We start from the raw sequence: 21,200 nt of genomic DNA on the forward strand, positions 1-21,200 counted from the left end.
GGCACCCACCGGTGCCGTGGCTGTGGCCGTCGGGGCCGGCCTGCGGTCGGCTCAGCGGAGGAGGGCGATGCGGATGGCTCGTTCGACGTGGGCGGCGGTGTTGGCGTGGCCCCCGGCGTTGGGGTGGACCAGGGTGACGCGCTTGTCGAGGGGAGCGCAGTTCAGCGGCGTACCGGGGAGCCTGGCGGGCCAGTAAGCCGCGGCGTCGCCGCAGATGCCCTCGACCCACTTGGTGCCGGCGGGCTGACAGGCGTCGTGGCCCACGCTGGAGGAGTAGACGTCGACGTAGCGGTCGCCGAAGAACGACGTGACGCGCTGGATGGTGCTGTTGAGCGACTTGAGGACGTGGTCGCGGAGCCAGTCGATGTCGGCGTGCTTGATCGCGCCGAGCTCGGTGAGGGAGAGCCGGTTGCACTCACTGCCCTCGTCCGGCAGGACTGCCGGGTAGCCGACGGTGATCACCTGGGCGTTCGGTGCGGCCTCGTGGACCTTGGCCAGCATCTGCACGTACTCGTCCTGGACCCGGGCGAGTTTGTCGTGGATGTTCTCCTCCCCCTCGGGGGGACTGGTGTAGTACTCGCGGCAGGACTTGCCGAGGTTCCCGCCCAGTTCGAGGCACTTGAGGAGCATGCCGCCGAAGGGGAGGCTGTTGCCGCCGACGCCGATGGTGACGACGTCCGTCCCGTCGTTGAGCCCGGCTCGCACGACCTGAGTGTCCACGGCCGGCCAGCCGTCGGCGGGTGGCTGGACCGGGCTGATCGGCGTCTGCCGGGTGTCGGCGATCTCGGTGATGGTGGCGTTGCCGCAGCTGACGTTGGTCAGGTGGACGGGCCGGCCCGGCGGGAACTCGTTCAGCTCCCGCTCGACCACACCCGGGTAGGCGCCGCTGGTGCGGTCACAGCCGTCCCGCGACGCAACTCCGAGCGGGGGCAGCGGCTCCCCGACGAAGACGCCGGCGGTGTACGAGTCGCCCAGCGCGGCCCACTCGTACTGATCGGCGGCGGAGGCCGAGCCCTGAGGCGCCATCGCGGACACCGCCAGGGTCAAGCCCACGGCCAGTGCTGCCGCGCGCGGACGGGCGCCGGAGCGCCGCACCGCAGCCCCGCCGCGGGTCGGCGGAACCCGTAAGACGAGGGCCGCCAGTCGGCCCCTGAACTTCGCATGCATCGCTGTTCCCCTCTCACGCTACGCAGTCACATGACTACGCTCCGAAGCTAACCGAGGGGATGCGACCGGCAGTTGGTGAACCGGGTAAACCACCCGAGGGCCTTCACCTGAAGCCCGACACCGCCGGTGAGTGCGCGGGTAGCCGACCTCGGGCAGCGCCGGGAACGTGACGAGAGTCGTCCGGGGTGACAGCCGCAGGTCACTCCATTGGATCTGCGACACTGGATGCATCATGCCCAAGCCCGGAGAACTGGCAGTACCCGGGCAGCAATAAGCCCCCTACCAGCGCGTTCGGCGCGGATAGGGGGCCTTGTTCAGGCTACTGGGCCGTCTCTGGGCCGTCAGGCTCGCGCGGGGCCGGGAGAAGCACCCGATCCACGGCCTTCCTCGTACGCTCCTGGCTCGATGGCATCAGGTGCGCGTACACCCGCAGCGTCAGTCCGGGGTCGGCGTGCCCTAGGTACTCGCTCACGGCCTTGATGCTCTCGCCGGCATCCAGCAGTACCGAGGCGTAGAAGTGCCTCAGCGCGTGCATGCCGTGCTCCCGAGCGGACTCGTACTTGCCGTCGGCTCCGGCCGCCGAGATCAGTCCGGCCGCCGCAAGAGCGGGCTTCCACTCCTGGACGTTGAAGTTGCTGCGCCAGACGAGTCCGCTTGCGGTGTTCGTGAACAGGAGACGGGCGGAGACCTTCGGGCCGTCCGGCTTGCGCCACGGCAAGGTGATCTCGACGGGCTTGAAGGCGTCCATGTGGGCCCGCAGGGACTCGGCCACCGTGGGCGGCAAGGGTACGTCCCGCTCCTTGTTGCACTTCGGAGGAGCGAATACGGCCTTCCCTCGGATCAGCTTCACCTGCCGGACGACCCGGATGATGCCGCCGTCGAAGTCGAGCGCATCCTCAGCCAGTCCCACGATCTCCCCCTGACGGAGTCCGCACCCGGCACCCACGTCCACCATGGGCCCGTAGCGCTGGGGGAGTGCCGCGCGGACCGCACGGACCTGAGCAGGCAGCCACGGCACAACCCGGCGTTGCTCGGCGGCCGGCGGACGAACGGACTTCGCGGAGCACGGGTTGCGGGGCAACAGCCCGTCGTCGACCGCCGCACTGAGCACGGCACGTACGTCGCCGTAGATGTTCCGCGCATAGCCGCCGCTCACGGCCGGATCGTTCTCCAGCGCGCTCACCAGCGCACGAATGTGCTCTGGGCGGAACGAGTCCAGCGGCCGGGAGCCGATCAGGCGAAACGCGTGCAGGCGTAACCGCTGCTCGACGACGACCTGACTGGCAGGGTCGATGCCGTGAGTCTTGAGCCACTTTTCGGCGTAGCTCTTGAAGGTGATCCGAGCGGCACGCGGGTCGATGTACCGACCGCGCGACATGTCCGACGCGATGTCGGTGAGCCACTGCTCGGCGAGGCGCTTCTGTCGGTCCGGGAAGCTCTTGGACTTCTCGGTGCCGTCAGGGCCGATGTACCGAGCGCGGTAACGCATGCCAGCGCCGTATCGGTCTGTCTTGACCTTGACGGGCTTGCCGTCCGGACCGGTCTCTGTCCTGTACCAGCGGTCTTGGATGTGCCCCGCCATCAGGCAGCCTCATCAATCCGTGAATCGACCCAGGCGCGCACGTCGGTCGGGTCGAAGCGGAGGTGCCGGCCGACGCGGAAGCCGCGGGGGCCGGTGCGCTTGCGGCGCCACTGGTAGACGGTCTCGACGCTGGGGAGCTCGAACATCTCGACCAGGTCCTCAGGGGTCAAGAACCGGTTCGGCAGCTCTGAGGCCATGGTCAGCACTCCCTTTCGTCGGCGAGTTGGTCGCGTAGGGCTTCGCGGGCGGTTTCGCGGTTGAGCTGGAGGTCGCGGGCGATGGTGGCGGCGAGGACAGATTCACCGGGGGTGTGGCCGTGCCCGGCGTACTGCCAGTCGGCGAGGACGAGGACGGTGTCCGGCTCTGCGTCCTCGAGGCCGAGGGCGGCCTGTTCCTGGGCGGCGCGGTAGTCGGCGCGTGTCTGGCGGAGTTCGCTGAGCGTGGTCGAGTAGCGGCGGGACTTGGTGGAGAAGTGGCCGCGGAAGCCGAGCATGTGAGCCCAGGCCCACAGCCGCCGGTCCGGGTAGAGCGGGTCGAGGGTCTTGCAGGCTTCGATCAGGCGGCGGGTGTGGTCGGGGACCTGGTGGCGGTCGAGCTCGGCCAGCTCGCCGATGCGGCGGTCCAGGGTGCCGGTGTTCTCGGCCGCTTTGGTCGCGTACTTGGCGACGTAGGAGGCGACAGCCTGCTCGGTGATGTCGGAGCCGTCCCCGAACGCCTTCACGGGGCGGATGTCGAGCTGGGTGCCCCAGCGGAAGGTGCGGGCCGGTTGGTCCACGGCGGCCGGGACGGAGACCGAGGTGTAGGAGTGCGCCGCAGCTGCACGGATCGCGTCGGCGAGCAGGTCGACGGTCGCCCAGGTTGGGGGAGGAGTGTCCGGGCCGTCCGGTCCGTCGAGTCGGATCACGGCATGGAAGTGCAGAGCGCCCCGTTTCTGGAACTCGGCGACCTTGCCGTACGACAGCCGGGCACGCTCTTTCAGCTCGCGTTGGGTGAGGCCGGCGCGGGCGGCGATCTCGCGGCGGAGCCGGTTGGTGAAGCGTTGCCAGAGCTGTCCGGCGTGGTTGTTGAACAGCACCGCGCCTGCGTAGTCGTAGGTGTCCGGGTCGAGAGCGGTGCCCAGCTCCGGGGCGTCGGGAGTGTGGCGAGTGCCGCAGCGGCAGACGCCGCGATCGGGACGGTTGTGGACCGGGCCGAAGGAGGGTGCGGTGAGAGTGGCGAAGACCCGGGGGTGATCGCGGACGGTGGCGGGGATGTCGCGGCGGTCGTCACCGGCGAGGCCCGCGCGGATGAGGTGGTAGGTGTCGCCCGCGTAGGTCCAGGCACAGGAGGGGCAGCGGGAGGCACGCCGGTTGCCGCAGGCGAGGCGGAGACGGCCGCCCGGCTCGCCCTCGGTCGAGTAGTGGTGCAGGGTCTCGCCGGTGGTCTTGTCCTTGTGCACGACCCAGCCGGTCAGGTGGATGGGGTCGGCGCAGCCGCCGGTGCGGCGGATCTGTTCTTCCCAGCGGTGGTAGTCGGAAGCAGAAGCCACCCTCAGCAGGTCGCCGAGGGTGGCCGGGTCGAGCAGCGTCTCAGGCACCAGCGCCCTCCCGGACGCGGCGGGCGGTGACGGTGCCGGTGCCGTGGCAGACCGGGCAGTGAGCGGTGATGGTGCGCAGGTGCCCGCGCAGGTCACGGCCGCCGATGGTGACGGCGACGGAGGCGAAGCCGTCGCAGGCCGGGCAGATGCGCGACGCGGGCGGGGTGTGCTGAGTCATGATGGTGGTTCCTTTCGATTGCGGTTGGAAGGAACGGCCCCGGGTGGCGGCGTGCTTGGCGGCTTGTGCGCCACCCGGCGGCCGGTCAGCGAGAGAGGCGCGAGCCCCGGCGACCACGGCCCTTGGCCGCGTACATGGCCGCGTCGGCGGCGGCGAGGGCATCGGTCAGCAGCGGCACCGGCAGCTCGGCGAGGCGGCAGACGCCGACCGACGCGGCCAGCGGCAGCGAAACGCCGTTGTAGGGCAGCGGCCGGTGGAGTGCGGTGGTGAGCGCGTCTAGGTCGACGGCGGCCAGGCCCTGGACGACGGCGACGAACTCGTCCCCGCCCAGGCGTCCGGCGGTGCCGCGACGGCCGCACCAGGTGCGCAGGCGGTCGGCGGTAGCGATGAGCGCTGCGTCCCCGGCGGCGTGGCCGTGGGTGTCGTTGAGGGCCTTGAAGTGGTCGAGGTCGACCAGGAGGACGGCGGCGGCCGGGTGCCGGCGGATGCAGTGTTCGGCGCGAGCGGTCCATCCGGCGCGGGTGTGCAGACCGGTCAGCGGGTCACGGCGGGCGGCGGCGAGCCGGTGGGTGAGGAAGCCCCCGTGCACGGCCCAGCCCAGTAATGGCACCAGGGCGGCGGCTATCTGCAGGTCCATGAGCGTTCCCTTCGGTGACGGCGGTTGGCGAGGTACGGGTCCCGGAGGCGGCGGCGTGCTTGGCGGCTTGTGCGTCGCCACCGGGACCGGTCAGCGGCGGTGCTGGGAGGCCAGCAGCGAGCGCAGGACGACGGCGCAGACGGCGACCGAGGCGGCGGTGATGGCGACGGCCAGGAGCATGGAGACCAGGACGGCGCCGACGACCAGGACCACGGCGCTACCGCCGCCGACCAGGGCGAGCGCGGTGCCGGGGGTGAGCTGGACCGTGGGCCGAGCGGGGCCAGCGACCGGGGCCGGGGTGGGCGGCGAAACCGAGGTGCCCGGGGTGATGGTGGTCGGCTCCACCACGGTGGGAGGGGTGACCGTGCCGGTGGGCTGGGGCATGGTCGGGAGCTTGGGCCGGAACATGGGCGGATCTCCTTACTTGACGGCGGTGTCGATGACCGGTGCCAGGAGGCTGTCGGCGAGGAGGTAGCCGCCGAGCAGCAGCACCAGGACCAGCCAGAGCGGCGGGCGGATGAGCTTGACGCCGAGCCAGCCGACGACGACCAGGGCGAACCAGAGGGGAACATCCATGGGGTGACCTCCTAGCGGACCTTGCAGCGGTGGGTGCGGGCGGCGAGCTGGGCGGCGGACTGGCTGGAGTAGTCGGCGGACCAGCCGCAGCCGTCAGAGCTGCACACGGCGGCGTGTTTGGTGGTGCCGTTGCGGTCGCGGTGGGTGCCGATCTGCACCGGGCCGATCCGCATCACGGAGTGGAAGAAGTCGCGGGCGGGCATGACGGAGTCTCCTCTCGGGTCAGGTGAGCTGGGCGGCGATGGCGTCCGCGAGCTGGGGCGGGACGCCGAGGCGGGCGCGGAGGGTGTCGGTGTCGATCCGGGAGCCGGTGCGCTGCTGGTGGTCGGCGGCGACCTTGCGGGCGTGGTCGACCAGCGCGGCCGGGACCGGCACCACCGGACGGGGCTTCGCGGTGGGCAGCGCCGGGGCTTCCTCAGCCGGCGGGACGGCAGCGGCTTGAGGCTCCGGGTCCGGCTCAGCGGCGGTGACCGGTTCGGGCTCATGCTCCGGGTCCGGGGCGGAGGGTGCCGGCGCTTCCGGCTCCTGCCGAGTGGGTGAGTGGGCGAGGAGGGTGCCGCCCATGAAGGCCAGGGCGGGCCAGGCGGCGACGAGGATGCGCAGCCAGGCCGGGACGTCGTTCAGGTCGAGGAGTCCGGCGGTGGCGACGTTCGCGCCGAGCGAGGCGACCAGGGCGATGAGGAACCAGCACCAGGCGAGCCGGGACGGCCCGTCCGTACGCAGTCGACGCCAGGCGGCGACCAGGAGCAGGTCGACCGAGACCGGGTAGGCCCAAGCCTTCCAGCCGTCCTGTCCGGCAGCGGCGGCGAGGTCGTGCAGGTGCGCGAAGGACAGCGCCCCGGCGATGACGGCCTGGACCAGGACGGCGTCGACGCGGAGGCGGGCCATCACGGCTGCCCTCCCGGGTATTGGGGGCCGTCGCTGGGGTCGTAGCCGGGCGGGAAGACGCCGGGCGGGGGGTTGGGAAGGGAGACGGCCAGGGACGGGCCGATGGCGTCAACGAAGGCGCGGTCGGCGCCGAAGGTGTGGGCGTACAGGGCCAGGGCGCCGAGCAGCTGCACCGTGCGGTTGAAGTCCTCGCGGGTGTCCACGGGGTCACCTCCGGTTTCTGGCATGGCAGGGGTAGGGACTTGGCGTGAGGAGCGGTCGCGCCGACCGATCAGGGGGTGTGGCTCAGGCAGCGGCCGGGGCGGACTCGACTGCCGGGGCCGGAACCGGTGTGAGGGTGCCGAGCGCGGGCCGAAACGGGGCGAGGGCGGGAAGGTCCGGGGTCAGGTCGGCGTGCCGGTTGCAGATGTTCACGGCCTGCCGCAGCGAGGTGTGCGGGGCGCGGATGCGGGCCCAGCCGCCGGTCGAGTCGCCGGTGATGGCGATGCCGGGGGTGTCGGTGGGGATCTGGATTGCGGCGAGGACGGCGTCCGGGGCAATGTCGCCGAGGGCCATGTTCGCCGAGGATTCGTCGTTGACGCGGTGGGCGGTGCGGCCGGTGAGCTGTGCACGGAGCATGGTGATGCCCTTGCCGAGTTCGGAGCCGAAGCGCTGCCCGCAGATCTCCAGGTAGATGCCGGCCGCGCGGCCGAGCTGGGCGAGCCGTGCCAGGGCAGTGATGATGCGGTCCCGCCGCTTCTCCTCCTCCTTGGTCGCGAAGAGGGCGAGTTCGGCGACCTCGTCGACCAGGACCACGATGGGCACCGGCCGCAGGTGTTCGGGCAGGTCCCAGATGTCGGCGGCGATCTCCGCATCCGGCACGTCAGCGGTGATCCGCTGCTCGGCCCGGATGAGCTGGTAGACGTCCTCCATGTGGGACACCAGCGCGTCGAGGAGTTCAGCGGCGGTGTCGGGGTTGTCGGCAAGCGCGGAGAACCGGCGGGCCAGCGGGAACAGCTCGACACCCTGCTTGCAGTCGATGCCGACCAAGGCGACGTGCTGCGGCGCGAGGGCGGCGACGAGGTTGCGCTGATAGACCGACTTCCCGGACTCCGTAGCCCCGAGGGTGAGCGCGTGGGGCACGGCTCGGTAGTCGCGGTAGTGGACGGCCCCATCCTCGCGCATGGCGACCGGGACCCGCATCGGTCGGGTGTCGACCAGGGCGGGCATCTGCACGCGCTTGAGCACGTCGTAGCCGGTCATGCGCAGCTCGACGACGCCCGAGCGCAGCTCACGGGAGGTGACCCCGTACATGGCGAACGAGTGTCGCAGCCGGTCGCACGAGGCAGCTACGTCGAAGGCGTCCTGACCGGGGCGGAGCTTGAGCCGGAGCACCAGGCCGGTCCGGGTCACTCGGACCCGGAGGATGCGCGGGGCACGGGGGCTGGGAACGGGGCGGTTCGTCATCCGGGCCAGGGCCAGGCACCAGCGAGGGGCCGGGACGGTGAGGCCGCAGGCGTCCATGACCGAGCCGTACCGGACCAGGACCCGCAGCGCGGCGAGGGTGACCCCGAAGGTCAGCCAGTACCAGGCGGGGCGCCGCCACCGCAGGAGACCCGCAGCGGCGACGACCAGCACCAGGGCGACGATCAGCCACGTCATGGCTCAGGCCGCCTTCGAGGCCGAGTCCGCAGCGGTCAGCGAGGTCACCGCGACCGCGCGGAAGGCGATGCCGTGCCGCTTCTGGCCGTTGAACTCGTTCTCCCACGGCGAGGCGACCAGGCCGGTCAGGACCACCGGGGTGCCCATGTCCAGGTCCTCGGAGACGCCGGACTGCGGAACGGTGAGCTTGAGGATCTCCACCTCGTCGGGCGTGGAGAACATGACCTCCACGACCATCAGGGTGGCACCGTCCTTGTCCGTGGCGATCTCACCGGTACGGCGGTCCTTCACCTTGGGCTGCGGGGCCTTGGCGACCATCACGGTGGCGTTGGCGGTGTCCACGGGGATCTGACGCATCGTCTTGTCTCCTGTTGCTGTGAAGTGTTGACCGACATCCCGTCGGTGAGATCAGGAGACCGTGAGAAGGGGTGGACGCATCACCGCCCGTATGGACGTTTGGGGACGTCTGAGATACCGTCAAAACGTCCCTAGCCGTCCGAGTGAAGGGCACGTCATGGCGAACGAGCGTCTGCGCGCGGCGATTTCAGCGAAGGGCGAGACGATCCAGTCCGTTGCCGAGCACGTCGGAGTGGACCCCAAGAGCGTCGAGCGGTGGATCACTACCGGCCGCACTCCGCACCGCGGGCACCGCTGGAAGGCGGCGAGCTTCCTCGGAGTCGACGAGGTCTACCTCTGGCCGTCCGTGGAGAAGCAGGCGGAGAAGGCCAGCACGTCCGAGCTGATCACGTACTACCCGCACCGTGGCGCGGTGCCCGCCCCGCTCTGGTCATCCCTGATCGAGAAGGCGACGGACCAGGTCGACATCCTCGTGTACGCCGGCCTCTTCCTCTTCGACAGCAATCCGGACCTGCCCGACCAGCTGGCCGAGAAGGCGAAGGCCGGCGCCCAGGTCCGCATCCTGCTCGGAGATCCCGACTCCGAGGCGGTCCGCCAGCGCGGCGAAGAGGAGGGCATCGGTGGTGACCTGGCCGCACGTGCCCGGATCACCCGGCGCTACCTCGAGCCCGCCATGTCGACGCCCGGCGTCGAAGTCCGGCTGCACGACACGATCCTCTACAACTCGATCTACCGGTTCGACGAGGACGTTCTCGTGAACCCGCACGTCCTCGGAGCTCCCGCCGGTCAGAACCCGGTGATGCACTTCCGGTACCTCCCCGGAGCGCGAACCTTCCGGCACTACATGCGGAGCTTCGACTATGCATGGGAGCAGGGCCGGGAGGCGTAACAGGCTCCGGACGTGCAACGCTGAACACATGGCCCGTGTCGACTACTTCAACGATCCCAATGCCCCGAAGGCGAACAGCCTCGTCCCCTCCGTGACCGCCGTGGCACGCAACGAGGCCGGAGAGGTCTTGCTGATCCACAAGACCGACAACGACCTCTGGGCCTTGCCCGGTGGCGGCGTCGACCTGGGCGAGTCGGCCCCAGACGCAGCCGTGCGCGAGACGAAGGAAGAGACCGGCTTCGACGTGGAGGTGACCGGCCTCGTCGGCATCTACACCAACCCAGGCCACGTCATGGCGTACGACGACGGAGAGGTCCGCCAGCAGTTCTCGATCTGCTTCCATGCCCGCATCACCGGCGGCGAGCTGCGGACGAGCAGCGAGAGCAAGGAAGTGGCCTTCGTCGACCCGAGCAAGCTGGACGAGCTGAACATTCACCCGTCGATGCGCATGCGGATCGAGCACGGCCTGGCCGACCGGGCGGAGCCCTACATCGGCTGATGCACCATGCGGTCGCGAGTCCGCTCGACAGCGCCCCGGAGGTACGGCCGCGCCTTGCTGATCGCGTTGTGCACCTCGCTGCCCGGCTCGTAACGGACCAGGATCTCGTCGATCCGGGTGTCGAAGTCGAAGGACTGCCCGGCGGGGCCGGTCGTCATATCAGCGAAGATCAGAGCGTCCAGGACCGGGGAGTCTTCCCGCTCGTAGACGGCCAGCTCTGCCGAGAGCCCGCGTTGCTCTGCCTCATACACGGCCCCGGAGTGATGAGCGACCAGCCGCACCAGGCGTGCCGGCGCACCCAGCGATTCGAGGTGCCGAGCACCGTCGAGGGGATGGAAGCCGGTGTCACGCAGCTCGGGCGCGTAGCCGATGTCATGCAGCCACGCGGCAGCGACGAGGAGATCCCGGTCCGCTTCGGACACAGCCGCGGAAGCCTCACGAGCCCGAGCGGCCACGGCCTGAGTGTGCAGCCAGCGGTTCCCGAGCGGAGGGAGCAGGGACTCGGCGAGTTCGGCCGCTCCCTGGGGCGTGTCCAGTGCAGAAGGCATGCATGGAACGTTAGCCGAGGCGAGCAGCGAGCCGACAGGCCACGATCGGGGCGGTTGCCGATCATGGGTGCGGTAAGACTTTCCCTACTTCATCAAGGCCCGCGCACGGCGCGGGCGCGCGCCGCCTCTGCGGCGCGGCCTGCCTCCTGTCTCCGCCCCGGCTGGCCGCGCCCGGCGGCGCGCTCGGCGGCTGCGGGCATGAAGGTGGGAGACACCCTCTGTGGCTGGGGCGGTCGGCTCCACGGCTTTAGGCAGCCACTTTGGGGCGAGCCTCTAAGATCATGGCCCCAACGTCGTGCTTTAACGGGCAGGTCCACAGACTGCCCGACGCGCCGGAAGCTTACGGGGCCATGATCACTCGCCCCAAAGCAGCTCCAGCCCAAAGCCGCTCCGCCGCCCTGGAAGTACATACTTCTGCTTCGACGGGGCCACTACATAGCGTTACTTATCACACCTTTTTCGCGTGCCTCAGCGACGTAATCAGCCGTGCTGACGTGCATTACCTTTTCGTTCTCATCGCGTTTAAACCAGTAAAACCAAGATGGAATAACAGGGTTGGTCTGACGAAAAGAACAGATTTGATCCTGGAGTTCTCGACATGAGGCTAGTTTGGGCGGCCTGCGTCGACTCATGGAGTCATCCCAAATCTGTGCCGCGCGCCGCTCCGAGGCCTCTTTTGCGTCAGTGAATTCTTTATTCTTCAGTGCCATTTCAATGATCTCTTTCATTGCCGGAATGAGCGGCGCAAAGATCGCCGTCGCCGAGTCGGCAAAGGAAAGCTTAAGAAATGCTGACGCCAGGCAGGCCATACCAAAGAGAAGGACACCGAGACCGACGAGCGTGGCACTCCATCGCCGGTGATCGGAAGCGCCCCACGCAAGATTGCTGCGCTGACTCACAAGAACGTCGAGAGGGTACGGAAGATCTTCGGTGTCGCTATACCAATTTTCTAGCTTTTTGGGCTTGTGCCTTGCTGCTGCCTCTGCGATGGTTGCGTTCGATGGTCGATCAATTAGTGTCACATTCCAGGGGAGATCGAACACGTAGGTATCGAATTCCTCTTGCACGGACGCCGCCTGCTTGCTTTTTCGTTTCTCCCGTGAAGCTCCCAGAATACTCACAAAAAGTAGGATCACGGCGACGCAGACACCAAGTGCCTGTCTGGCAGGTGGGAGCGCCAGAGACAGCACCGCACCTGATAGACCCCCACCGATGATGAGGGATGTTCTCAAGTTGTGCAGCTGCTTGGCGTCCTCGTAGAGTTGCCGCTGCGCGGCGAGGAGTCGCAGCGGTCTCTCTTCATTCTGACGCGCCATGATCTTCCTTGGCGGCGTAGACGGCGTCATTACATCTCCTAGCTACCCGTAGGTCGGAAAGTTCTGGCCGAAGACGGACTTCCATCCCCGGATGGCCGCCGCCTGATCTTTGGCCGGGCCCGCAGTGGCATACCAAGCGTTTAGAGCGGCCGAGTGTGCCCCATTTACTGCCTGCTGGATTTTATAAGCACGATCGGGTGTGAGGTACTGGCTTACATCATTTCCGTCGTTCCAGCAACTGTAGATCGAACTTTTTGCCTGGCTGAACCACTGCAATACTGACCAGTCGTATTCTTTCCAGTCTGTAGAAGTCTGTAGTGCGATTACCTCGATATGGTAGCTCTGCAGTCTGACGCTCTGTCGTCGGTTCCAGTCTTTGATGAACTTAATTACCTGTCGAAATTTTGGGCCGTGGTCGGCTGATTTTTGAGAAACCTTGCTGGCATGGTTTCTCGGTTTAGTCTCAAGCCATACCTCCCTGTTCATGTCAGGGATCTCATAGTGCGTTACTTGACCGGCGTCGTTGACGTACCTGACGGCAGGCACCACATCGATATTTGGCCAAGACTGGAACTTTATTGTCACTGCCTGTCCATTGCGCCGGACGTTTCCGGCCCCCGGACCAAGGGCGCGCTTGACATTAGACAGGACCGTGGATGGCAGGCGGCCTTTGATGTGTTTCTCGTAGTGCAGTACGGCCATAATGTCGAGGTCGGCATAACCTTTCAGTGCGGTGAACCGAGGAATCGATCCCATAGTGAAAGCGTCGAGAACGGTGAATGACGTTCCCAGCTGTCTCAACACCCAATCTTTTCGGGTGTTTGCAGTGGTTCGGTGATCGCCGGGGAGATTAATGTTCTGATGAAATTCAGAGAATGCGGAATCGACAGTCCATGCCATACGTGCAGACTAGTCGATCACTCGTCCGAGCTATTGGAGGATCGTACGATCTCTACGTCATGTGCTGACTTGGTGGCTATCGCATCTGCTGGGCGTCATGCAGCGCTGTTGGCAGAGTGACGGACAAGCTCAGGAACGGTCGAGTGTGCTGTTCTGAGAAACGAGCGTGTGCGGCCACGTCCTGGCCAGATCGACCCTTGTGCGCCCTTCTTGCGCGTGTCACACAGTTCAGGGGTCGGCCTGGAGAGGGGAGCACTGTATGCCGGTGTTGGGTGGCTACCCGGTAGGGCCCTCGGCCTGGGCCGTCGAGCGGTTTGGGCGGAATGCCGGCGCGCTTGCTGCTGCGGTTCCGGTGCAGCTGGCCACGGCGCACGCGAAGGCTCATGCTGCGCACCTTGCTGCGGGGCTGAAGAAGCGGAGTCCGTACGGTGTCGCCCTGGCAGGCCTGGTGCGCGAGCACCTGGCGGAGACGGCACGTGAGCTGGGGGAAGCCGTACGAGACGTACGCGGATACGAGTACGCAGTGATCAACGATCACGCACTCTTCCCCTTCCGCTACGCCGACAGGCCCAGGCCACTGGACCGGGCCCGGCTGCCCGCCAACGCGTCGCCCACGCGGCAACGGCTGTTCCGGGCGCACGGGCCGCAGCCTCCGGAGACCCTGTTCGACATCGATGAGGACCTGTTGACCGAGGAGTACCTGGGGCTGCACGAAGCGTTCGAGGAGCTGGGAGCTTCCACCAGGCTCGTCTGTGTGTTCTTCACGGCTGACGCCGAGCATGGCATCCATGCCATTCACTGGGGTGACGCCCATCTCGAACCCGATCGCACCTTCACATGGCCGTACAGGGAACAGCTCCCGGTCGCTCCAGCGCAGACGGAATGACGGCCGTGGCGCTGCCACCTGGGCACCTGCGGCGACGGCTGACTGAGTCCTGGGCCGTCCCTGGGCCGTCCGAGGTCGACCAACGCTGACAGTTGGTACCCACAGGTGACCACCCCCACCCCGCTCTGGCCTGGGCTCCCCGAGTCGATCTGCGACACTGGTACAGCCATGCCTAAGCCCGGAGAACTCACCTTTGTCGTGCCGCGCGGAGCGAAGTCGCCGCCGCGGCATCTTGCCGATCTCTCGCCCGCCGAGCGGAAGGCCGTCGTGGCCGGGATCGGGGAGAAGCCGTTCCGTGCCAAGCAGCTGTCGCAGCACTACTTCGCGCGGTACGCGCACGAGCCGGAGCAGTGGACCGACATCCCCGCCGGTGCGCGCGAACCGCTGCGCGAGGCGTTGTTCCCCGAGCTGATGACCGTCGTGCGGCACCTGTCGACGGACCAGGGGACGACCCGCAAGACGCTGTGGCGGCTGTTCGACGGGACGCTCGTGGAGTCCGTGCTGATGCGGTACCCGGACCGGGTCACCATGTGCATCAGCTCGCAGGCCGGCTGCGGGATGAACTGTCCCTTCTGCGCCACCGGACAGGCCGGCCTCGACCGGAACCTGTCGACCGCCGAGATCGTCCACCAGATCGTCGACGGGATGCGGGCGCTGCGGGACGGCGAGGTGCCGGGCGGGCCCGCGCGGCTGTCCAACATCGTCTTCATGGGCATGGGCGAGCCGCTCGCCAACTACAAGCGCGTCGTCGGCGCCATCCGCGCGCTCACCGACCCCACGCCCGACGGCCTCGGGCTGTCGCAGCGCGGGATCACCGTGTCGACCGTCGGGCTCGTGCCGGCCATCCACCGGTTCGCCGACGAGGGCTTCAAGTGCCGGCTGGCGATCTCGCTGCACGCCCCCGACGACGAGCTGCGCGACACCCTCGTCCCCGTGAACACGCGGTGGAAGGTGCGCGAGGTGCTCGACGCCGGGTTCGAGTACGTCGAGAAGAGCGGGCGCAGGCTGTCCATCGAGTACGCGCTGATCCGCGACATCAACGACCAGGCCTGGCGCGGTGACCGGCTCGGGCGGCTGCTCAAGGGCAAGCCCGTGCACGTCAACCTCATCCCGCTGAACCCGACCCCGGGCTCCAAGTGGACCGCTTCCCGGCCCGAGGACGAGAAGGCGTTCGTCGAGGCGATCGCGGCCCACGGCGTGCCCGTCACCGTCCGGGACACCCGTGGTCAGGAGATCGACGGGGCCTGCGGTCAGCTCGCCGCCACCGAGCGGTAAAATCCGGTCAGGTCACCGCGGTGACGTCACATCTTCATATTCCGACAGGGGAGCGCCACAGCGCTGAGAGTGCGGCACCGGGCCGCAGACCCTCTGAACCTCGCCCAGGTCATTCTGGGTAGGAAGTTCGGTCATCACTCGAGCTGTTGTGCCCTGCCCGGGCTTCCCGGGCGGGGCCGCGTTCTTCCTGGCCCACCCCAGGAGGACATCCAGTGCACACCAAGACCCTCGTGGCGGCGACGGCCGGCCTCGGCCTGGTCGCGACGCTGTCCGCGTGCGGCTCGTCCGAGGCCAAGACCCCGGCCGACAGCAAGACCGTCACCCTCGTCAGCCACGACTCGTGGGCCGTGTCGAAGAAGGTGCTCGCCGACTTCGAGAAGCAGTCCGGCTACCGGGTCAAGGTCCTCAAGGACGGCGACGCCGGGCAGGCCGTCAACAAGGCGGTCCTCACCAAGGACAACCCCCAGGGCGACGTCTTCTTCGGCGTCGACAACACCCTGCTGTCGCGGGCCCTCGACAACGGCCTGTTCCAGCCGTACCGGGCCGCGGGTCTCGACCAGGTCGGCGCCGCCTACCAGCTCGACCGCACCAAGCACCGCGTCACGCCCGTCGACTACGGCGACATCTGCGTCAACTACGACAAGAAGTACTTCGCCGACCACAAGCTCGCCCCGCCCGCCTCCTTCGACGACCTGGTCAAGCCGGCCTACAAGAACCTCCTGGTCACCGAGAACGCCTCCACCTCCTCGCCCGGCCTCGGCTTCCTGCTCGGCAGTGCCGCGCGGTACGGCGACGCCGGCTGGGAGGGCTACTGGAAGAAGCTGAAGGCCAACGGCGTCAAGGTGGTCGACGGCTGGGAGCAGGCCTACAACGAGGAGTTCTCCGGCTCGGCCGGCGGCAGGAAGGCCGGCGGCGACCGGCCGCTCGTCGTGTCCTACGCCTCCTCGCCGCCCGCCGAGGTGATCTACGCCGACCCCCGGCCGGCCACCGCCCCGACCGGTGTGGCGGCCGGCACCTGCTTCCGGCAGGTCGAGTTCGCCGGTCTGCTCAGCAACGCGAAGAACACCAAGGGCGGCAAGGCGTTCCTCGACTTCCTGGTCTCCAAGGAGTTCCAGGAGGACATGCCGCTGAACATGTTCGTCTACCCGGTCCGGCAGGGCGCCGCGGTCCCCGCCGAGTTCACGCAGTTCGGGCCCGCGGCCAAGGACCCCGAGACGATGGCCCCGGACCGGATCGCCGCCCACCGCGACCAGTGGGTCACGTCGTGGACCTCGATCGTCCTGAAGTGACGGCCGACGCGACGGGCCGCAAGGGCCGGCCGGACGGCGCGGGCCGGCCGGGCGGTACGGGCCGGCCGGGCGGTACGGGCCGGCCGGGCGGTACGGGCCGTCCCGCCGGGCTCCCGGCGGCCGCGGCCCGGCTCGGACTGATGGCGCTGCCCGTCGCGTTCTTCGGCGTCTTCTTCGCCTACCCCGTCGCCGCGATCGTCGCCCGCGGCCTGCACGCCGACGGGGTGTGGCACCTCGGCCGGCTCACGGACGTGCTCGCCCGGCCGGACATCCGGCACGTCCTGTGGTTCACCACCTGGCAGGCGTGCGCCTCCACCGCGCTCACGCTCCTCGTCGCGCTGCCCGGCGCCTACGTGTTCGCGCGCCTCGACTTCCCCGGCAAGCAGGTCCTGCGTGCGGTGGTGACCGTGCCGTTCGTGCTGCCGACGGTCGTCGTCGGTACGGCGTTCCTGGCGCTGGTGGGGCGCGGCGGCCTCCTCGACGACCTGTGGGGCGTACGGCTGGACACCACCGTGTGGGCGATCCTGCTCGCGCACGTCTTCTTCAACTACGCCGTCGTCGTGCGCACCGTGGGCGGGCTGTGGGCGCAGCTCGACCCGCGGCAGGCGGAGGCGGCGCGGATGCTGGGAGCCTCGCCGCTGCGCGCCTGGCGGCAGGTGACGCTGCCCGCGCTCGGCCCGGCCGTCGCCGCGGCCGCGCTGATGGTGTTCCTGTTCACGTTCACCTCGTTCGGCATCGTGCAGATCCTCGGCGGGCCGACCTTCTCCACCCTGGAAGTGGAGATCTACCGGCAGACCTCCGAGATCTTCGACCTGTCGACCGCGGCCGTGCTCACCCTCGTGCAGTTCGCCGCCGTCGGCGCGATCCTCGCCGTGCACGCCTGGACCGTACGGCGGCGGGAGAGCGCCCTGCGGCTGGTGGACGCCTCCCGCACCGCGCGCCGCCCGCGCGGGGCCGGGCAGTGGGCGCTGCTCGCCGGCGTCCTGGCCACGGTCGCCCTGCTGCTCGTGCTGCCGCTGGCGGTGCTGGTCCAACGGTCGTTCGACGCGCCGGACTTCGCCTACTACCGGGCGCTCACCTCGGACGAGGGCGGTGTGTTCCTCGTCCCGCCGATCGACGCGATCGGCACCTCGCTGGAGTACGCCGCCACCGCCACCGCCATCGCCCTGCTGATCGGCGGTCTCGCCGCCGCCGCGCTCACCCGCAGAGACGCCGGCCGGCTGGTGCGGGGGTTCGACGCGCTGCTGATGCTGCCGCTCGGCGTCTCCGCCGTGACCGTCGGCTTCGGCTTCCTCGTGGCCCTCGACGAGCCCCCGCTGGACCTGCGCACCAGCTGGATCCTGGTGCCGCTCGCGCAGGCGCTGGTCGGGGTGCCGTTCGTGATCCGCACCATGCTCCCCGTGCTGCGGGCGGTGGACGACCGGCTGCGCGAGGCGGCGGCCGTGCTCGGCGCGTCGCCGTGGCGGGTGTGGCGGGAGGTGGACCTGCCGATGGTGCGGCGGGCGCTGGCCGTCGCGGCCGGGTTCGCCTTCGCGGTGTCGCTGGGCGAGTTCGGCGCCACCGTGTTCATCGCGCGCCCCGACAACCCGACGCTGCCGGTGGCCGTGGCCCGGCTGCTGGGCCGTGCCGGGGAGCTCAACTACGGCCAGGCGATGGCCCTTTCGACGATTCTCATGGTGGTGTGCGCGGTGGCCCTGCTGGCCCTGGAGGGGCTGCGGATCGCGGACCGGACGGGGGAGTTCTGATGCTGCTGGCTCTGGAGCGGGCGACCGTGCGGTTCGGCGGGCGGCCGGTGCTCGACGCCGTCGACCTGGACGTGGCCGAACACCAGGTGGTGTGCGTGCTCGGGCCGAGCGGCAGCGGCAAGTCGACGCTGCTGCGGGCCGTGGCCGGACTCCAGCCCCTGGACGACGGACGGGTGCTGCTCGATGGCCGCGACCAGGCGGGTGTGCCCCCGCACCGGCGGGGCGTGGGGCTGATGTTCCAGGACCACCAGCTCTTCCCGCAGCGGGACGTCGCCGGGAACGTGGCCTTCGGGCTGCGCATGCACGGCACGTCCAGGAAGCACCAGGACGCGCGGGTGGGGGAGTTGCTCGACCTGGTCGGACTGCCGGGCGCGGGACGGCGGGCGGTGACGGCGCTGTCCGGGGGCGAGCAGCAGCGCGTGGCCCTCGCCCGGGCCCTCGCGCCCAGCCCCCGGCTGCTGATGCTGGACGAGCCCCTCGGCCAGCTCGACCGGTCCCTGCGCGAACGGCTGGTCGTCGAACTGCGGGAGCTGTTCGCCCGGTTGGGCACCACCGTGCTCGCCGTGACCCACGACCAGGGCGAGGCGTTCGCGCTCGCCGACCGGGTCGTGGTGATGCGGGACGGACGGATCGCCCAGTCCGGCACGCCGCTCGAGATGTGGCAGCGCCCGGTGGACGCCTTCGTGGCCCGCTTCCTCGGCTTCGGCAACGTGGTGCCCGCGACCGTCGCCGGGGAGGCCGCGGACACGCCGTGGGGCAAGGTGCCGGTGCCGGCCGGCTCGGAGCAGGGCGAGCGGACGCTGCTGGTCCGCCCGGCCGGGGTCCGGCTGGTGGCCGCCGACGCGGGGCTGCGCTGCCGGGTGAGCGCCCGCACCTTCCGGGGCACGCACGTCGCCGTGCACCTCCAGCCCGAGGACGCGCCCCGCCTGGAGGCGGCCTGCGCCCTGCGGGACGCCCCGGAGGCCGGGACCGAGGTCGGCGTGGAGTTCGACGCGGCGGACGTGGTCGTCCTCGGCTGAGGCGGCCGCGGTCGCCCTCGGCCGAGGCGCGAGAGCACGCCCCGGGTACGCGAAGGGCCCGCCCCCAGGGGGACGGGCCGTCCGCGGGGCTCGGCGGGACGCTCAGTGGCGGTTGCCGGCACCCCGTCGGCGCATGCCGAAGAAGACGGCGGCGCCGCCGACCGCGACCAGGGCGGCCGCGATCCCGGCGATCACGGGGGTGTTGGAGTCGGCGCCGGTCTCGGCCAGGTTGGACTCCTGGGCCGCGGGCGAGACCTCGTTGCCGCCCGGAGCGGGCGCCGCGGCGCTGCCGCTCGCGGTGGCGGTCGTGTCGTCGCCGGGCGGGGTGGAGGCGGAGGCCGAGGCCGAGGGCTTCCCGGTCGCCGACCGCGAGGTGGAGGGCGAGGGCTTGGCGGTCTGCTCGGCCGCGCAGGCCTTGGCCGGGGCGGTCAGCAGCGGGATGTCGTCGTTGACGAAGGTCTTGGTGCCCCGGGTCGCCGTGACGTGGACCCGGTAGACGGCGCCGGGCTTCCACTCCTCGGCGAACTGCACCTGGGCACCCTCCTTGGTGCCGATGACCGTCTGCTCGCCGACCTGGCGGAGGTCGCTGCCGTTGTTCTCCAGGTACACGGTGACGACCGCGGGCACGCCCGAGGCGTCCTTGTCGGTGACGGTGATGACGCCCTTGCCGCCGTCGCAGAGGGCCGCGGCGGAGAAGTCCGCGAGGGAGCAGGCGAGGGCGCTGCCCGCGGCGCCCAGGGCCAGGGCGGCCGAGGCGGCGCTGACACCGAGGATGCGCGCCGAACGGGCGGCGGTACGACGGTTGTGGGACACGTTTGTCCTTTTCGGGAGCTACAACTGCGGGGGGTGGTGGGGGAGGTGGCGTCGCCGGTCGCAGTGGGCGGCGCCAGTCCCAGCTGGCTCACAGGTCTATAAGCGTTCCATAACAACTGTCAACGCGCAGCCGCCCCCCGGCGGTTGCCTTTGCCCACTCATTAACCGCCGAGACGTTTCAACGCCTCCGGCGCCTCCTCGATCCGGTCAACGAGGGCGATACGGGACTCCATGGAGCGTTCCCGGGCGAGTGCCCGCAGCAGCGGCCAGGCGGGCAGCCGCTCCGTCCAGTGCGCCCGGTCCACCAGCACCATGGGCCGCGGCTCGCCTCGCGACCCGTAGTAGTTGGGCGTCGCGCTGTCGAAGATCTCCTGTACGGTGCCGGCGGCGCCCGGCAGGAAGACCACGCCCGCGGTGGAGCGGGCCAGGAGGCCGTCCTCGCGCAGGGCGTTGGCGAAGTACTTGGCGATGTGCGAGGCGAACGGGTTCGGCGGCTCGTGGCCGTAGAACCAGGTGGGGATGCCGACCGACCGTCCGCCGCCCGGCCAGTTCTCGCGCACCTCGAAGGCGGCGCGGGCCCAGTCGGTGACCGAGGGGGCGAACCCGGGCACCTTGGCGAGGAGTCGGAGGGCCTCGCCGAGCATCCCGTCCTCGAACGGGGCGGCGTAGGCGCCGAGGTTGGCGGCCTCCATCGCGCCCGGGCCGCCGCCCGTCGCCACCGTCAGTCCGGCGCGGGCCAGTTCACGGCCGAGGCGGGCGGCGCCGGCGTAGTCGTCCGTCCCGCGGGCCATCGCGTGGCCGCCCATGACGCCCACCACCGGTGCGCCGGCGAGGAGTTCGTCGAGGGCGTCCGACACCGCGTCGTCGTGGATCGAGCGGAGCATCGAGGAGAAGATGTCGCCGTCGGACCTGGTCCGCTGGAACCATGCGTAGCTCAGGGCGTCCGGCGTCGCCTCGTAGCCGCCGTCGAGCCCGGCGAACAGCTCGTCGGGCGAGTAGACCAGGCCCCGGTACGGGTCGAAGGGCAGGCCCGGGACCGGCGGGAAGACCAGGGCGCCCGAGGTGCGGACGTGGGCCGCGGCCGGCGGGCTCATCGGGCAGCCGAGGAAGACGGCGCCCGCGGTGTCGAGACCGAGCAGCGCCTCCGTGCGGCCGGTGAGGTCCACGGACTGCACGCGGTAGTGGGCCAGCGTGCCGTGCCGGGAGACGACCTCGTCGAACTCGGCGAGCGTCTCTATCTCACGGTCGTGGCACCCGTCGTAGGGCTGGGGCGGCTGCGCGGTGACGGGTGCGGCCGGCGGGTTCGGTCCGGGGGGACCGCCGGATCCGGACGGCCGGTGCGGCTCGGACGGGGGCTGCGGCGGGGCGGGTGTCGGATGCACCCGCCCATGCTGGCACAGCCGTTCGAGAGCGGGTGGG

The 21,200-nt window shown here is 69.8% G+C and carries 25 protein-coding genes; 7 read left to right on the top strand and 18 right to left on the bottom strand.

Annotation, left to right across the window (positions count from 1 at the left end):
• Positions 1–51 precede the first annotated feature (51 nt).
• The 13 genes from E4U91_RS24950 to E4U91_RS25010 form a co-directional block, all read right to left on the bottom strand.
• The gene (locus E4U91_RS24950) at positions 52–1,026 is read right to left on the bottom strand and encodes an SGNH/GDSL hydrolase family protein (RefSeq protein WP_241678677.1); all 975 of its coding nucleotides are present in this window, start codon (positions 1,024–1,026) and stop codon (positions 52–54) included.
• 460 nt (positions 1,027–1,486) lie between these two features.
• Positions 1,487–2,749 (bottom strand): tyrosine-type recombinase/integrase, encoded by a 1,263-nt coding sequence (locus E4U91_RS24955; protein ID WP_137308898.1) that lies wholly within the window; start codon positions 2,747–2,749, stop codon positions 1,487–1,489.
• A complete protein-coding gene (locus E4U91_RS24960; RefSeq protein WP_137308899.1) occupies positions 2,749–2,946 on the bottom strand; it encodes a helix-turn-helix transcriptional regulator in 198 nt (65 codons plus the stop codon). The genes E4U91_RS24955 and E4U91_RS24960 overlap by 1 nt, the downstream gene beginning before the upstream one ends.
• A 2-nt stretch (positions 2,947–2,948) precedes the next feature.
• Complete coding sequence (gene repSA / locus E4U91_RS24965) at positions 2,949–4,325, bottom strand: replication initiator protein RepSA (RefSeq protein WP_137308900.1); 1,377 nt, start codon at positions 4,323–4,325, stop codon at positions 2,949–2,951.
• Positions 4,318–4,503, bottom strand: coding sequence for a hypothetical protein (locus E4U91_RS24970; protein WP_102637910.1), 186 nt, complete (start codon positions 4,501–4,503; stop codon positions 4,318–4,320). The genes repSA and E4U91_RS24970 overlap by 8 nt, the downstream gene beginning before the upstream one ends.
• A gap of 85 nt (positions 4,504–4,588) precedes the next feature.
• Positions 4,589–5,140, bottom strand: a complete 552-nt coding sequence (locus E4U91_RS24975) for a GGDEF domain-containing protein (RefSeq protein ID WP_137308901.1) — start codon at positions 5,138–5,140, stop codon at positions 4,589–4,591.
• A 90-nt stretch (positions 5,141–5,230) separates the two neighbouring features.
• Complete coding sequence (locus tag E4U91_RS24980; RefSeq protein ID WP_137308902.1) at positions 5,231–5,548, bottom strand: SpdD-like protein; 318 nt, start codon at positions 5,546–5,548, stop codon at positions 5,231–5,233.
• Positions 5,549–5,560: 12 nt separating this feature from the next.
• Entirely contained in the window at positions 5,561–5,716 is a 156-nt protein-coding gene (locus tag E4U91_RS24985) for a hypothetical protein (RefSeq protein WP_137308903.1), read from the bottom strand.
• An 11-nt stretch (positions 5,717–5,727) separates the two neighbouring features.
• On the bottom strand, positions 5,728–5,919 hold the full coding sequence (locus E4U91_RS24990; RefSeq protein ID WP_030767843.1) for a mobile element transfer protein: 192 nt from the start codon (positions 5,917–5,919) through the stop codon (positions 5,728–5,730).
• Between the two features lie 19 nt (positions 5,920–5,938).
• A complete protein-coding gene (locus tag E4U91_RS24995; protein WP_137308904.1) occupies positions 5,939–6,604 on the bottom strand; it encodes a DUF2637 domain-containing protein in 666 nt (221 codons plus the stop codon).
• Positions 6,604–6,807, bottom strand: a complete 204-nt coding sequence (locus tag E4U91_RS39630) for a hypothetical protein (protein ID WP_277755338.1) — start codon at positions 6,805–6,807, stop codon at positions 6,604–6,606. Before E4U91_RS39630 ends, E4U91_RS24995 begins: the two co-directional genes overlap by 1 nt.
• A gap of 82 nt (positions 6,808–6,889) precedes the next feature.
• The gene (locus E4U91_RS25005) at positions 6,890–8,245 is read right to left on the bottom strand and encodes an FtsK/SpoIIIE domain-containing protein (protein ID WP_137308906.1); all 1,356 of its coding nucleotides are present in this window, start codon (positions 8,243–8,245) and stop codon (positions 6,890–6,892) included.
• A gap of 3 nt (positions 8,246–8,248) precedes the next feature.
• Positions 8,249–8,602: an SCO3933 family regulatory protein gene (locus E4U91_RS25010; protein ID WP_031023277.1), complete on the bottom strand. Its 354-nt coding sequence runs from the start codon at positions 8,600–8,602 to the stop codon at positions 8,249–8,251.
• Between the two features lie 157 nt (positions 8,603–8,759).
• Between E4U91_RS25010 and E4U91_RS25015 the strand changes: the two genes are divergently transcribed.
• Entirely contained in the window at positions 8,760–9,491 is a 732-nt protein-coding gene (locus E4U91_RS25015; protein ID WP_137308907.1) for an XRE family transcriptional regulator, read from the top strand.
• A gap of 28 nt (positions 9,492–9,519) precedes the next feature.
• Positions 9,520–9,990 carry an NUDIX hydrolase gene (locus tag E4U91_RS25020; RefSeq protein ID WP_137308908.1) on the top strand — a complete coding sequence of 157 codons (471 nt, stop codon included), beginning with the start codon at positions 9,520–9,522 and terminating at the stop codon, positions 9,988–9,990.
• On the opposite strand, the gene E4U91_RS25025 is transcribed toward E4U91_RS25020, so the two are convergent.
• From E4U91_RS25025 to E4U91_RS25035, 3 genes are all read right to left on the bottom strand, one after another.
• Positions 9,978–10,538 (bottom strand): HDIG domain-containing metalloprotein, encoded by a 561-nt coding sequence (locus E4U91_RS25025; RefSeq protein ID WP_137308909.1) that lies wholly within the window; start codon positions 10,536–10,538, stop codon positions 9,978–9,980. The genes E4U91_RS25020 and E4U91_RS25025 overlap by 13 nt on opposite strands.
• A 431-nt stretch (positions 10,539–10,969) precedes the next feature.
• Positions 10,970–11,854: an S-4TM family putative pore-forming effector gene (locus E4U91_RS25030; protein WP_137308910.1), complete on the bottom strand. Its 885-nt coding sequence runs from the start codon at positions 11,852–11,854 to the stop codon at positions 10,970–10,972.
• 42 nt (positions 11,855–11,896) lie between these two features.
• Positions 11,897–12,754 carry a nucleotidyltransferase domain-containing protein gene (locus E4U91_RS25035; protein ID WP_137308911.1) on the bottom strand — a complete coding sequence of 286 codons (858 nt, stop codon included), beginning with the start codon at positions 12,752–12,754 and terminating at the stop codon, positions 11,897–11,899.
• 259 nt (positions 12,755–13,013) lie between these two features.
• Between E4U91_RS25035 and E4U91_RS25040 the strand changes: the two genes are divergently transcribed.
• The 5 genes from E4U91_RS25040 to E4U91_RS25060 all read left to right on the top strand — a co-directional run bounded on the left by E4U91_RS25040 (position 13,014) and on the right by E4U91_RS25060 (position 18,968).
• Positions 13,014–13,640, top strand: a complete 627-nt coding sequence (locus E4U91_RS25040) for a hypothetical protein (RefSeq protein WP_137308912.1) — start codon at positions 13,014–13,016, stop codon at positions 13,638–13,640.
• A 168-nt stretch (positions 13,641–13,808) separates the two neighbouring features.
• Positions 13,809–14,915: a dual-specificity RNA methyltransferase RlmN gene (rlmN, locus tag E4U91_RS25045; protein ID WP_067239111.1), complete on the top strand. Its 1,107-nt coding sequence runs from the start codon at positions 13,809–13,811 to the stop codon at positions 14,913–14,915.
• Between the two features lie 212 nt (positions 14,916–15,127).
• Positions 15,128–16,204, top strand: a complete 1,077-nt coding sequence (locus tag E4U91_RS25050; protein ID WP_137308913.1) for a thiamine ABC transporter substrate-binding protein — start codon at positions 15,128–15,130, stop codon at positions 16,202–16,204.
• A 140-nt stretch (positions 16,205–16,344) separates the two neighbouring features.
• The gene (locus E4U91_RS25055) at positions 16,345–17,949 is read left to right on the top strand and encodes an ABC transporter permease (RefSeq protein WP_137310987.1); all 1,605 of its coding nucleotides are present in this window, start codon (positions 16,345–16,347) and stop codon (positions 17,947–17,949) included.
• Positions 17,949–18,968: an ABC transporter ATP-binding protein gene (locus tag E4U91_RS25060; RefSeq protein WP_137308914.1), complete on the top strand. Its 1,020-nt coding sequence runs from the start codon at positions 17,949–17,951 to the stop codon at positions 18,966–18,968. The genes E4U91_RS25055 and E4U91_RS25060 overlap by 1 nt, the downstream gene beginning before the upstream one ends.
• Positions 18,969–19,070: 102 nt before the next feature.
• Here the strand turns inward: E4U91_RS25060 and E4U91_RS25065 are convergent, their stop codons facing one another.
• Positions 19,071–19,781 carry an LAETG motif-containing sortase-dependent surface protein gene (locus tag E4U91_RS25065; RefSeq protein ID WP_137308915.1) on the bottom strand — a complete coding sequence of 237 codons (711 nt, stop codon included), beginning with the start codon at positions 19,779–19,781 and terminating at the stop codon, positions 19,071–19,073.
• A 161-nt stretch (positions 19,782–19,942) separates the two neighbouring features.
• The gene (locus tag E4U91_RS25070) at positions 19,943–21,019 is read right to left on the bottom strand and encodes an LOG family protein (RefSeq protein ID WP_241678888.1); all 1,077 of its coding nucleotides are present in this window, start codon (positions 21,017–21,019) and stop codon (positions 19,943–19,945) included.
• Between the last annotated feature and the right edge of the window lie 181 nt (positions 21,020–21,200).

It is taken from the genome of Streptomyces lasalocidi, assembly GCF_005280215.1.
GTDB classification, from domain to species: Bacteria; Actinomycetota; Actinomycetes; order Streptomycetales; family Streptomycetaceae; genus Streptomyces; species Streptomyces longwoodensis.